This window comes from Ectopseudomonas oleovorans, assembly GCF_003052605.1.
Taxonomy (GTDB): domain Bacteria; phylum Pseudomonadota; class Gammaproteobacteria; order Pseudomonadales; family Pseudomonadaceae; genus Aquipseudomonas; species Aquipseudomonas oleovorans_A.
Genome location: NZ_QASO01000066.1, coordinates 35,390 through 47,942, shown reverse-complemented (window position 1 = coordinate 47,942; position 12,553 = coordinate 35,390). Strand labels below are relative to the sequence as shown.

General features: G+C 63.0%; 12 protein-coding genes. 9 read left to right on the top strand and 3 right to left on the bottom strand.

Annotation, left to right across the window (positions count from 1 at the left end; translation table 11 throughout):
- The first annotated feature begins 31 nt into the window (after positions 1–31).
- Positions 32–496, top strand: a complete 465-nt coding sequence (gene bfr / locus DBO86_RS11485) for a bacterioferritin (RefSeq protein ID WP_074858054.1) — start codon at positions 32–34, stop codon at positions 494–496.
- A gap of 237 nt (positions 497–733) precedes the next feature.
- On the opposite strand, the gene uvrA is transcribed toward bfr, so the two are convergent.
- A complete protein-coding gene (gene uvrA, locus DBO86_RS11480; RefSeq protein WP_108233738.1) occupies positions 734–3,568 on the bottom strand; it encodes an excinuclease ABC subunit UvrA in 2,835 nt (944 codons plus the stop codon).
- Positions 3,569–3,860: 292 nt separating this feature from the next.
- Between uvrA and DBO86_RS11475 the strand changes: the two genes are divergently transcribed.
- Positions 3,861–5,255 carry an MFS transporter gene (locus tag DBO86_RS11475; RefSeq protein WP_108233737.1) on the top strand — a complete coding sequence of 465 codons (1,395 nt, stop codon included), beginning with the start codon at positions 3,861–3,863 and terminating at the stop codon, positions 5,253–5,255.
- A gap of 9 nt (positions 5,256–5,264) precedes the next feature.
- Positions 5,265–5,756, top strand: coding sequence for a single-stranded DNA-binding protein (locus DBO86_RS11470; RefSeq protein ID WP_003463262.1), 492 nt, complete (start codon positions 5,265–5,267; stop codon positions 5,754–5,756).
- Positions 5,757–5,817: 61 nt separating this feature from the next.
- On the opposite strand, the gene gstA is transcribed toward DBO86_RS11470, so the two are convergent.
- The gene (gene gstA, locus DBO86_RS11465) at positions 5,818–6,423 is read right to left on the bottom strand and encodes a glutathione transferase GstA (RefSeq protein ID WP_074858063.1); all 606 of its coding nucleotides are present in this window, start codon (positions 6,421–6,423) and stop codon (positions 5,818–5,820) included.
- A gap of 105 nt (positions 6,424–6,528) precedes the next feature.
- Between gstA and DBO86_RS11460 the strand changes: the two genes are divergently transcribed.
- From DBO86_RS11460 to DBO86_RS11450, 3 genes are all read left to right on the top strand, one after another.
- Positions 6,529–6,942, top strand: coding sequence for a winged helix-turn-helix transcriptional regulator (locus DBO86_RS11460; protein ID WP_108233736.1), 414 nt, complete (start codon positions 6,529–6,531; stop codon positions 6,940–6,942).
- An 85-nt stretch (positions 6,943–7,027) separates the two neighbouring features.
- A complete protein-coding gene (locus DBO86_RS11455) occupies positions 7,028–7,912 on the top strand; it encodes a sugar nucleotide-binding protein (RefSeq protein WP_108233735.1) in 885 nt (294 codons plus the stop codon).
- On the top strand, positions 7,905–8,825 hold the full coding sequence (locus tag DBO86_RS11450) for an NAD-dependent epimerase/dehydratase family protein (protein WP_108233734.1): 921 nt from the start codon (positions 7,905–7,907) through the stop codon (positions 8,823–8,825). Before DBO86_RS11455 ends, DBO86_RS11450 begins: the two co-directional genes overlap by 8 nt.
- 210 nt (positions 8,826–9,035) lie before the next feature.
- On the opposite strand, the gene DBO86_RS11440 is transcribed toward DBO86_RS11450, so the two are convergent.
- A complete protein-coding gene (locus DBO86_RS11440) occupies positions 9,036–9,698 on the bottom strand; it encodes an OmpW/AlkL family protein (protein WP_108233733.1) in 663 nt (220 codons plus the stop codon).
- A gap of 193 nt (positions 9,699–9,891) precedes the next feature.
- On the opposite strand from DBO86_RS11440, the gene DBO86_RS11435 reads away from it, so the two are divergent.
- Genes DBO86_RS11435 through DBO86_RS11425 form a run of 3 tightly spaced genes read left to right on the top strand, consistent with a single transcriptional unit; the run spans position 9,892 to position 12,552 of the window.
- Positions 9,892–10,665 carry a DUF3450 domain-containing protein gene (locus DBO86_RS11435; protein WP_108233732.1) on the top strand — a complete coding sequence of 258 codons (774 nt, stop codon included), beginning with the start codon at positions 9,892–9,894 and terminating at the stop codon, positions 10,663–10,665.
- Positions 10,662–12,011 carry a MotA/TolQ/ExbB proton channel family protein gene (locus DBO86_RS11430; protein ID WP_108233731.1) on the top strand — a complete coding sequence of 450 codons (1,350 nt, stop codon included), beginning with the start codon at positions 10,662–10,664 and terminating at the stop codon, positions 12,009–12,011. Before DBO86_RS11435 ends, DBO86_RS11430 begins: the two co-directional genes overlap by 4 nt.
- Positions 12,004–12,552, top strand: a complete 549-nt coding sequence (locus DBO86_RS11425) for a MotA/TolQ/ExbB proton channel family protein (protein ID WP_108233730.1) — start codon at positions 12,004–12,006, stop codon at positions 12,550–12,552. Before DBO86_RS11430 ends, DBO86_RS11425 begins: the two co-directional genes overlap by 8 nt.
- The last annotated feature ends 1 nt before the right edge of the window (position 12,553 follow it).

The window sequence follows — 12,553 nt, the reverse complement described above, 5'->3', positions numbered from 1 at the left end:
TTGTTCATGAATGCTACAAGGAATGCCCGGCATGAAAGGCCATACCGAAGTCGTCGACTATCTCAAGCATCTGCTCAAAGGTGAGCTGGCCGCTCGTGACCAGTATTTCATCCATTCGCGGCTGTATGAGGACTGGGGTTTCAGCAAGCTCTACGAGCGCATCAACCACGAGATGGAAGAGGAAACCCAGCACGCCGACGCGCTGCTCAAGCGCATCATCTTCCTCGAGGGTGTGCCGGATATGGTGCCCAACGCCTTCTCCTTCGGGCAGACCGTGCCTGAGGCGCTGAAGCTGGATCTGGCGCTGGAGTACGAAGTGCGCGCGGCCCTGAGCAAGGGTATCGAACTGTGCGAGAAGCATCAGGATTACCAGACTCGCGACATCCTCCTGGCACAGCTCAAGGATACCGAGGAAGACCACGCCTATTGGCTGGAGATTCAGTTGCAGCTAATCGACAAGCTGGGGCTGGAGAAGTACCTGCAAAGCCAGATGTAAGCTGACTTGCCCAAAAAGAGCCCCGCATGTGCGGTAATGCTGTTCACTTAAGAAACGGTTGAGCTCGATCAGTCCCCTCGCCCCTCTGGGGAGAGGGTTAGGGAGAGGGGGAAACTGGCAGTTTTGCGGTGTTTTCTGCCCTCTCCCCCAGCCCCTCTCCCATAAATGGGAGAGGGGAGCCAAACGTGTGCAACCTTAAGTGAACAGCATTACCCGCATGTGCGGGGCTCTTTCGTTTCAGGCGCGGTCGCGTTCCAGCAGCGGCTTGAGGAAGTGCCCGGTATGCGAGGCCGGGTTGGCGGCCACCTCTTCCGGTGTGCCGGTGGCGATGATCATCCCACCCTTGGAGCCGCCCTCGGGGCCGAGATCGACCAGCCAGTCGGCGGTCTTGATCACGTCCAGGTTGTGCTCGATCACCACCACGGTGTTGCCGTGGTCGCGCAGACGGTGCAGCACGTCGAGCAGTTGCTGGATATCGGCAAAGTGCAGGCCGGTGGTCGGCTCGTCGAGGATGTACAGGGTCTTGCCGGTGTCGCGCTTGCTCAGCTCGCGACTCAGCTTGACCCGCTGCGCCTCGCCGCCGGACAGGGTGGTCGCGCTCTGCCCCAGCTTGATATAGGACAGGCCGACGTCCATCAGCGTCTGCAGCTTGCGGGCGATGGCCGGCACGGCGTCGAAGAAGGCGCGGGCTTCCTCGATGGTCATGTCCAGCACCTCGGTGATGCTCTTGCCCTTGTACTTCACTTCCAGGGTTTCGCGGTTGTAGCGCTTGCCCTTGCACACGTCGCAGGGCACGTAGATGTCCGGCAAAAAGTGCATCTCCACCTTGATCACGCCGTCGCCCTGGCACGCCTCGCAGCGCCCGCCCTTGACGTTGAAGCTGAAACGGCCCGGGCCATAACCGCGCGAGCGCGATTCCGGCACGCCGGCGAACAGCTCGCGGATCGGCGTGAACAGGCCGGTGTAGGTGGCCGGGTTGGAGCGCGGGGTGCGACCGATCGGGCTCTGGTCGATGTCGACCACCTTGTCCAGGTGTTGCAGGCCGTCGAAGGAATCGTGCGGCGCCGCTTCCAGGGTGGTGGCACCGTTCAGCGCGGTGGCGGTCAGTGGGAACAGGGTGTTGTTGATCAGTGTCGATTTACCCGAACCAGACACGCCGGTGACGCAGGTGAGCAAGCCCACTGGAATTTCCAGGTCGACATTGCGCAGGTTGTTGCCGCGTGCGCCCTTGAGCTTGAGCAGTTTCTTCTTGTCGCGCGGTGTGCGCTGCGCCGGATAGCGGATCTTCTCGCGGCCTGACAGGTATTTGCCGGTCAGCGAGTCGGGGTGATTCATCACCTCGTCCGGCGTGCCTTCGGCGACGATGCGGCCGCCATGCACACCGGCGCCCGGACCGATATCGACCACGTAATCGGCCATGCGGATGGCGTCCTCGTCGTGCTCGACCACGATCACCGTATTGCCCAGGTTGCGCAGGTGGTTAAGGGTGCCCAGCAGGCGCTCGTTGTCGCGCTGGTGCAGGCCGATGGAGGGCTCATCGAGGATGTACATCACGCCCACCAGGCCGGCGCCGATCTGGCTGGCCAGGCGGATGCGCTGCGCTTCGCCGCCGGACAGGGTGTCGGCGCTGCGATCCAGGGTCAGATAATCGAGGCCGACGTTGACCAGGAACTGCAGACGTTCGCGGATTTCCTTGAGGATCTTCTCGGCGATCTCGCCGCGCCGCCCGGTCAGGTGCAGGTTGGCGACGTAATCGCAGGCATCGCCGACCGGCAGGCCGGTCACCGCCGGCAGGGTCTTCTCGCCGACCCAGACATGTCGCGCTTCGCGGCGCAGGCGCGTGCCACGGCAATCGGGGCAGGGCTGGGTGCTGAGGAACTTGGCCAGCTCCTCGCGCACGCTGGTCGACTCGGTCTCGCGGTAGCGGCGTTCGAGGTTGGGAATGATGCCCTCGAAGGGGTGCGAACGTTTGACGATGTCGCCGCGGTCGTTGAGGTACTTGAAGTCGACGCTCTGCGTAGCGCTGCCGAACAGAATGACTTTCTGGTGTTCGGCGGCCAGGTCGTCGAAGGGCTCTTCGAGGCTGAAACCATAGTGTGCGGCCAGCGAGCCGAGCATCTGGAAGTAGTAGACGTTGCGCCGGTCCCAGCCGCGTATGGCGCCTTCGGCCAGGGTCAGCTCGCCATTGACCAGGCGCTTGGCGTCGAAGAACTGCTTCACGCCCAGGCCGTCGCAGGTCGGGCAGGCGCCGGCCGGGTTGTTGAAGGAGAACAGCTTGGGTTCCAGCTCGCTGATCGAGTGGCCGCAGTGCGGGCAGGCGAAGCGCGCGGAGAAGATGATCTCTTCGCCCGGCTCATCATCCATGGGAGCAATCAGGGCGATGCCGTCGGCCAGGCCGAGGGCGGTCTCGAAAGACTCGGCCAGACGCTGCTGCAGATCCTCACGGACCTTGAAGCGGTCCACCACCACGTCGATGGAGTGCTTCTTCTGCTTGTCCAGCTTGGGCAGCTCGTCCAGCTCATGCAGCTTGCCGTTGACCCGTGCGCGGACGAAGCCCTGGGCGCGCAGTTCCTCGAACACCGACAGATGTTCGCCCTTACGCTCGCGGACCACCGGCGCCAGCAGCATCAGCTTGCGGCCTTCCGGCAGCGCCAACACCTGGTCGACCATCTGGCTGACGGTTTGCGCCTCGAGCGGCACGTCATGGTCCGGGCAGCGCGGAATACCGGCGCGGGCATACAGCAGGCGCAGGTAATCGTAGATTTCGGTGATGGTGCCGACGGTCGAGCGCGGGTTGTGCGAGGTGGATTTCTGTTCGATGGAAATTGCCGGTGACAAGCCTTCGATGGTGTCGACATCGGGCTTTTCCATCATCGACAGGAACTGCCGGGCGTAAGCCGACAGCGACTCGACGTAACGGCGCTGGCCTTCGGCGTACAGCGTGTCGAAGGCCAGGGAAGATTTGCCGGAACCGGACAGACCGGTGATCACGATCAGCTTGTCACGCGGCAGGGTCAGGTCGATGTTCTTCAGGTTGTGGGTGCGAGCCCCACGAATCAGAATCTTGTCCACTTAGGGAACCTCAAAAAAGCTATCTGCGTTGCAAGCGCTGCGTTGAAAGCCGGCTCAGAATGCTCATTTACAGCTCGTAAACCCGCATGCGGGCCCAGTGCATTCTTCGCCTACTTTCGCCTTGCGCTAGCTGCCTCGCTAACGCTTTTACAGGCTCCCTACAACGGCCTCGCTGGGCGGGCGGAAAACGGTCGAGTATAGGGCTTGCTGCTGCCCTGCGGCAAAGTGTGCGCCTGTGCCGAAACGGCGGCGGCTGCTAGAATCGCCGACCGATTTCCTCAGGGGTCATTCGATGCACGATCCGCACAGCGAGCGCATGAGTAGTAGCGAGACCCGCGCGGCCGGCGGCCTGGCTATGGTGTTCGCGTTTCGTATGCTGGGTATGTTCATGGTGCTGCCGGTGTTGGCGACCTACGGCATGGATCTGGCGGGCAGCACACCGGCGCTGATCGGCCTGGCCATCGGTGCCTATGGTTTGACCCAGGCTGTGCTGCAAATACCCTTCGGCATGCTCAGTGACCGTATCGGCCGACGCCCGGTGATCTACGCTGGCTTGCTGATTTTTGCTGCAGGCAGCGTGCTGGCGGCCAATGCCGATTCGATCTGGGGCGTGATCGCCGGGCGTGTGCTGCAGGGGGCTGGAGCGATCTCTGCGGCGGTGATGGCGTTGTTGTCGGATCTGACTCGCGAACAGCATCGCACCAAGGCCATGGCCATGATTGGCATGAGCATCGGTCTGTCGTTCGCCGTAGCCATGGTGGTCGGCCCGCTGCTGACTCGTGCGTTTGGCCTGTCCGGGCTGTTCTGGGCGACGGCGGCGATGGCGTTGCTTGGCATCCTGATCGTCGCCGGCATCGTGCCGAAAGACGCCGGCCCGCTGCAGCATCGCGAATCCGGCGTGGCGGCACAGGCGCTGTGGCCGACCCTCAAACATGGCGACCTGCTGCGTCTGGACTTCGCCATCCTGGCCCTGCATGCGGTGCTCATGGCCAGTTTCGTCGCCTTGCCGCTGGCGCTGGTGGAGCAGGGCGGGTTGGTCAAGGAAGAGCACTGGTGGGTGTATCTCACCGCGCTGTTGATCGGTTTCTTCGGCATGGTGCCGTTCATCATCTATGGCGAGAAAAAACGCCAGATGAAGCGCGTGCTGCTCGGTGCCGTCAGCGTGTTGCTGGCCTGCGAGCTCTTCTTCGCCTTCTTCGGCAGCAGCCTGCGGGCGCTGGTAGTGGGTATCGTGGTGTTCTTCACCGCCTTCAATCTGCTCGAAGCCTCGCTGCCGTCGCTGGTCAGCAAGGTGGCGCCGGCAGGCGGCAAGGGCACTGCGATGGGCGTCTATTCCACCAGCCAGTTCCTCGGCGCAGCCCTGGGCGGCATTCTCGGCGGCTGGCTTTACCAGCACGTTGGCCTGGGCGGTGTGTTCATCGGCTGCGCCGCGCTCTGTGCAATTTGGCTGGCTATTGCTGTTACTATGCGCGAACCGCCGTACGTGACCAGTTTGCGCCTGCCGCTCGATGCCGCGGCACTGGCCGATGTCGGACTGGTCGAACGCCTCAAGGCAACGCCGGGAGTGGCGGACGCCGTGGTGGTGGTCGACGAAGCGGCCATCTATATCAAAGTCGATACCCAACAAGTGGATCGCGCGACGCTGGAAAGCCTGATCATATCGGCACCAGCGGCGTGCCGAGTCTAGGAGAACGTTATGGCCCGTGGGGTTAACAAAGTCATTCTGGTCGGTACCTGCGGCCAGGACCCGGAAACACGCTACCTGCCCAGCGGCAACGCGGTCACCAACCTGAGCCTGGCCACCAGCGAGCAGTGGACCGACAAGCAGACCGGGCAGAAGGTCGAGAAGACCGAATGGCACCGCGTCGCCCTGTTCGGCAAGGTCGCCGAGATCGCCGGCGAGTACCTGCGCAAGGGTTCGCAGGTGTACATCGAAGGCAAGCTGCAGACCCGCGAGTGGGAAAAGGACGGCATCAAGCGCTACACCACCGAGATCATCGTCGACATGCAGGGCACCATGCAGCTGCTGGGCGGTCGTCCGAGCGGTGATGAAGGCGGCGCTCCGCGTCAATCGCGTCCGGCCCCGCAGCGCGAGCCGCAGCAGGCCCCGCGCCAGGAGCGTCCTGCTCCGCAGCAGGCCCAGCCAGCGCCTGACTACGACAGCTTTGATGACGATATCCCGTTCTGACGTGTGATACCGAGCTGATACGAAAACCCCGAGGCTAACCTCGGGGTTTTTCTTTAAGGCCTCAGATCAGGCCTTCTGCCTTGAGCGCCTCGACCACTTTCGGGCGTGCAGCGATGCGCGCACGGTAAGCCTGCAAGCTTGGCCACGGCTCGAGTGAGAATCCGACCGGAGCGGCCCAACCCAGTACGGTGAACAGATAGCCATCGGCTACGGTGAAATGCTCACCCAGCAGGTATTCGCGCTCCCCCATCTCCATCACGAGCCAGTTCAGACGCTTGCTCAGCAGCGTCTTTGCTGCGGCTTTCCAGTCTTCGCTCTGGGTCGGATTGAACAGGCTGCCCATCGGTTTGTGCAGTTCTGTGGAGATGAAGCTCAGCCAGCTCTGCAACTGGTAGCGCGCTTCGCTGCCATTGGCTGGCGCCAGGCCGCTTTCAGGCTTGAGGTCGGCGATGTACTGCGCGATAGCCGCTCCTTCGGTCAGTACCTTGCCGTTGTCCAGTACCAGGGCGGGGATATAACCCTTGGCGTTGATCTGGGTGAAATCGGCGCCCGACTCGGTGCGCTTGGTTTGAAGGTCAACCGCTTCCATCTCGAATTCGATACCGGCTTCGCGCAGGGCGATGTGTGGCGAGAGTGAGCAGGCGCCGGCTTTGTAGTAAAGCTTCATGCGAGATTCCTTGTGTTCATGGGTGGAGGGTGGGCGCGAAAGAGCTTACTCTTTGCTTTCTTTTGAGCAAGTACCCACCTACTGGTAAGTATTGGAGTCACTGCGATGCCCGATGACGTCCGCCTCGGCAATGTATTCAGTGGCGTTTGCCCAGCGCGCCATGTGCTCGCAGTGATCGCTGACAAGTGGTCGCTGCTGCTGATCCACGCGCTGGCGCATGGCGGCACCTTGCGTACCGCCGAGTTGCGTCGGCGTGTCGAGGGCATCTCGGAGAAGATGCTGATTCAGACGATTCGCCGCCTGGAGCGCTTTGGTCTAGTCGCACGCCAGGCCTACGCCGAGGTGCCACCGCGCGTGGAGTACTCGTTGACGCCGCTGGGGCATTCGCTCAGCGAGCCGATTCGCGCCATCGACCACTGGGTGGAGCGCAATGTCGCCGAGATCGCCCGGGCGCAGCAAGCCTTCGATCAGGCCGGCGAACCTGCTACCGATCCACTGCAGCGCGTGATTGCAGGGTGACGACACCGGGTAAAACCAGCAGAATATCGGCCATCATCGCCGCCACACCGGCTGGCAGAACAATTCTGGAGTCACCCGAGCCACCATGCGAATGCGCCTGATGCTGCTGGGCGGCGGTAGCGCCCTGGGGCAAGCGCTGATCCGTCTTGGCGCCGAGGAAGATATCGGCTTCCTCGCGCCACGCCCGCCGGAAGACGGTTGGGACGCCGCCAGTCTGACCGAGCTGCTCGACGAGACCCGCCCGGATGCACTGATCAACCTGGCCTACTACTTCGACTGGTTCCAGGCCGAGTCGGTGGTCGAGTCGCGCCTGCATACGCAGGAGCGCGCGGTGGAGCGTCTGGCAGAGCTGTGCCAGCACCATTCCATCGTGTTACTGCAGCCGTCCAGCTATCGGGTCTTCGATGGTTCGCGGGTTACTGCTTACAGTGAAAAGGAAGAGCCGATCCCCCTCGGGCTGCGTGGCCAGGCGTTATGGCGTCTGGAGCAGAGCGTGCGAGCGATCTGTCCGCGGCATGTGCTGCTGCGCTTCGGCTGGTTGCTCGATGACAGCCGTGAAGGACGCCTGGGGCGTTTTCTGGCGCGCGCCGAGCGTGACGAGGTGCTGTATCTCGCCGATGACCGGCGCGGTAATCCCACCCCGGTGGACGATGCGGCGCGGGTGATTCTGGCCGTGCTCAAGCAGCTCGATTGCGAGTCGCCCCTGTGGGGCACCTATCATTACGGAGGCCATGAAGCGAGTACGTCGCTGAGCCTGGGGCAGGCGGTACTGAGTGAGGCGCGTCACTATCGCAGCAATCTGGTCGAGGATATCGCGCCGCAAGCGCACGCCGCTCGTCCGGATGCAGTCGATGAACCGCAGCACGCCGTGCTGGCCTGCAAGAAGATTCTTCACACCTTCGGCATCAAGCCGCGCGCTTGGCGCTCTGCTCTGCCGAGCTTACTGGATCGTTACTATCGCCATGGCTGAATTTCTCGTAACGGGTGGTGCGGGCTTTATCGGTTCAAACCTGGTCGACGCCTTGCTGGCCGCTGGGCACGGAGTGCGCGTGCTGGACAATCTGTCCATGGGCAAGCGCAGCAACCTGCCGCTGGACAACCCGCGTTTGCGCTTCATAGAGGGCGACGTCGCCGATGCCGAGGTGGTCGCGCAGGCGGTCGCTGGTTGCGCAGGTGTGGCGCATCTGGCAGCGGTAGCGTCGGTGCAGGCTTCGGTGGATGATCCGGTGTCCACGCACCAGAGCAATTTCATCGGCACCCTGAATGTCTGCGAGGCCATGCGCCAGCATGGCGTGCGACGCGTGGTCTATGCCTCCAGCGCGGCCATCTATGGCAATAACGGCGAGGGCGTGGCCATCGACGAAGCGACCGCCAAGGCGCCGCTGACGCCCTATGCGGCCGACAAGCTGGCCGGCGAGCACTACCTGGATTTCTACCGCCGCCAGCATGCTCTGGAGCCGGCGGTGTTTCGTTTCTTCAATATCTTCGGGCCGCGCCAGGATCCATCATCGCCGTACTCCGGGGTGATCAGCATCTTCACCCAGCGCGCGCAGCAGGGGCTGCCGATCAGCGTCTTCGGTGATGGTGAGCAGACTCGCGATTTCTTTTATGTCGGTGATCTGGTCGTGCTGTTGATGCAGGGCTTGCTGGGTGAGTTCGTCGAGCCTGCGGTGAATGTTGGCTGGAACCAGGCGGTCAGCCTCAACCAGTTGCTGGCGGAAATCGGTGCGCTTTGCGGCGGCCTGCCGCAGGTGACGCACTTACCGGCGCGAGCTGGCGATATCCGTCATTCACGTGCCGACAATGCGCGGTTGCAAGCTCATTACCGCATGCCGCAGCAGACGTCGCTGCGTGAAGGGTTGCGTCAGCTGCTCGGGCTGTGAATCGAGCCCATGAAAAAGCCGGCATTCGCCTAATGCCTGTCAGTTAAGCGTCGACGCTGCCAATGGGTAGGAGCGGCGCCCCGCCGCGAACCAGGGCGATACGCGATTGAAAAGCTTCGCCCCGGGGCGGGGCTCCTACGAAAGACCGCTTTGGCAAGCTTATCTGATCGGCATTGGGCTTTCGCCGGCTTTTTCGTTCTGCGAGGGCTGTCAGAACTTATAGCCCAGGCCGACCATGTAGACGAAGGGGTCGACATCCACATCGACCTTGACCTTGTCACCGTTCAGATAGGTGGTGCCGGTGGTCTCGATATCGATGTAACGCACCTGAGCGTTGATCATCAGGTTGTCGGTCAGCATGTAGTCTGCGCCGATCTGTGCGGCCAAGCCCCAGGAATCTTTCAGGTCCAGGCCACGGAAGCCTGCCCCTTCGGCTTCGTTGCTGAGCTTGTCGTCGAAGAACCAGGTGTAGTTGATGCCCGCACCGACATAAGGCTGAAAGGCCGATTTGCTGTCGAGCGGGTAGTAAACCAGGCTCAGGGTCGGCGGCAGGTGCTTGACCGAACCCAGTTTCAGACCGCCGAGGCCTTTGGTGCCGATGTCATGGCTGAAAGGAGTGGCAGCCAGCAGTTCGACACCGAGCTGGTCGGTAAGCATGTAGGCGAAGTTCAGACCCAGCTGGGTATCGCTGTCGAGCGTCGCTGCGGTACCTGCAGCCTTCACGCCGCCGATCTTGACGTTTGAGCTGTCTTCGTGCGGATCGACGGTGATCGCGCCGGCACGGACGATGATATCGCCAGCCTGGTGAGCCTGGGCGATGGGGGAAGCGATGGCCAGGGCCAGCAGTGAGGCAGTGAACAGTGACTTGTACATAGCGAGCTCCAGTTCGAGTCGGTTGTGTGTCTTGGCTGAAATCAATGCTAAGCCAAGCAACAATTCACTTTTTGACCTGGCTCAATAGATCGATGGGCTCTGCTGCGGTGTTTTGTCCATTGCCTCAAATGCATCTCTAGATGATAATGTTTCTCTTTTTGAAGCAAGCCCGTCTGTCGAGGATCCTCTGCGCATGAATCGCTTCCCCCTCCGTTCCCTGGCTGTGGCCCTGATGTTGGCCAGCGGCTCGTTGGCTGCTGCGCCGCTGGATGCCGCGCTGGATGAAAGCCAGCGCCTGGCTGCCGAGGCAAAAGCCTCGCAGGGTCGTATCGAGCAACTGGATGACGCCAGCCGCGAGATGCTCACCGAGTACCGCAATGCCCTGCAGCAGGCTGAGGCTTTGAAAGGTTATAACAGTCAGCTTCGTGACCTGGTCGAAGCCCAGCGTCAGGAGCTGGCCAGTTATCAGAAGCAGCTCGATGGCATCGAACGTACCCAGGAAGCGGTAAGTCCGCAGATGGTCAAGATGGTCGAAGTGCTGGGTGAGTTCATCGCCGCCGATCTACCCTTCCTGCCCGAGGAGCGTGAAGACCGTCTGGCTCAGCTGCAGGATCTGCTGCCGCGCGCCGATGTCAGCCTGGCCGACAAATATCGCCGCATCCTCGAGGCCTATCAGATCGAGAGCGACTATGGCCGTACTCTGGAAGCTTGGCGGGGTGAACTGAACCAGGGCGACGCTGGCTCGCGCAGCGTCGAATTCCTGCGCCTGGGCCGCAGCATGCTCTATTACCAGACCCTCGATGCCCACGAGAGCGGCTGGTGGAACCCGCAGACCAAGGCCTGGGAAGTGCTCGACGGCAGCGCACGTCGTCCGTTGACCCAGGCCATCGCCATCGCCCGTCAGCAACAGGCGCCTGCCGTGCTGTCCCTGCCGATCAAGACCCTGGCCGAGGAGGCCGCACAATGAGTCGTCGTGTTGTAGCCGTACTGGCGCTCAGCCTGTTGCCGGCACTGGCCGCCGTGGCCGAAACCCTCAACCCCGATCAACTGCTGCAGCGCATCCGCAGCGAGCGCGCTGCCGAAGTCAGCGCCATGCAGGAGCGCGAACAGGCATTTCTCGCCAAGCGTAGCGAGCAGGCTCAGTTGCTGGCTGCCGCGCGTTCCGCGCTGAATACCCAGAAAGCCGAAAGCGAGCGCCTCAAGGCCGAATTCGACCGTCAGGAGGCCGAGCTGGCCGAGCAGGAAAAACTGCTGGCGCAGCGTGTCGGTCACCTTGGCGAGCTGTTTGGCGTGGTGCGCCAGAGCGCCGGTGACGTTGCCGGGCAATGGCAGGACAGCCTGCTCAACGCCCAGTACCCGGAGCGTCTGAAGCGCCTCAAGGCACTGGCTGAGAGCCGCTCGCTGCCCTCCGCCGAAGACCTTGACGGCTACTGGATGCTGCTGCTCGAAGACCTGGCTGCCAGCGGCCGTATCGAACGCCTGCAACTGCCGGTTGTGAATGCCGATGGTTCGCGCCAGGAGCAGCAGGTGCTACGAGTCGGTGCCTTCGCCGTGTATGGCGAGGATGCCTTCCTGCGTTACGACGCCGATGCCGGGCAACTGCTGGCGCCGCCGCGTCAGCCGTCCGGCCTGGGCCAGGTCAAGGACTACCTGAGCAGCACCGATGCGCTCGCCACGCTGCCCATCGATCCGAGCCGTGGCAGCCTGCTGGCGCAGCTGCAGCAGCAGCCGACCCTGTGGGACCGTCTGCAGCAGGGTGGTCTGGTCGGTTGGGTGATCGCCGTGCTGGGAACCTTTGGTCTGCTCCTGGCGCTGTGGCGGATGATTTACCTGAGCCGCGTCGGCCGTCTGGTCAAGGCGCAGATGCACAACCTCAGCGTGCCGCGTGATGACAACCCGCTGGGCCGTGTGATCGGCGTACTGGGCGCCAAGCCGCAACTGGCAGACCTGGAGACCCTGGAGCTGAAGCTCGACGAAGCGATCCTGCAGGAAACCCCGCCGTTGGAAAAAGGCCAGGGCCTGCTCAAGCTGCTGGCCGCCGTGGCACCGCTGCTCGGCCTGCTGGGCACTGTGACCGGCATGATCGTGACCTTCCAGGCCATCACCCAGAGCGGTGGCGGCGACTCGCGGCTGATGGCCGATGGTATCTCCCAGGCGCTGGTGACCACCGTGCTCGGCCTGGTGGTGGCCATCCCGCTGCTGTTCCTGCACAGCCTGCTGGCCAGTCGCAGCAAGGGCCTGATCCAGATTCTGGAACAGCAGAGCGCTGGCCTGATCGCCCTGCACCTGTCGGGAGCGCCACGCCGTGACTGATCTGTTCGCCTTCTGGCTGCGTGCGGTCGACAGTGCCCATGCACTGCTCGACTTCATGAGCGCCGGCGGCGTGGTGATGTGGGCGCTGGCGGTGCTCTGCGTGGTGTTCTGGACCTTGGTGTTCGAGCGCTTCTGGTACATGCGGCGGATCTTTCCGCGCTGGGTGCAGGAACGTCGAGAGACCTGGCAACAGGTGCTGGCCGACGACAACGGCAACTGGCAGCGCGCCGTGCGCCTGGCCTGGCTGGCGCAGGCGCGCCAGCAACTGGCGGCGCCGCTGCGCCTGGGCAAGACCCTGGTGGCGCTGTATCCGCTACTGGGCCTGCTTGGCACCGTGCTCGGCATGATCGCCGTGTTCGATGTGCTCGCCCTCAACGGCACCGGTAACCCACGCGGCATGGCCGCAGGCGTGTGGCAGGCGACCCTGCCGACCATGGCCGGCATGGTCCTGGCCATCCCCGGATTGTTCAGCCTGGCGCGCCTCGAACGCGAAGCCAGCCAGGCCATCGAGCGGCTGGCCGACCAGCTGCGTCACGACTGAG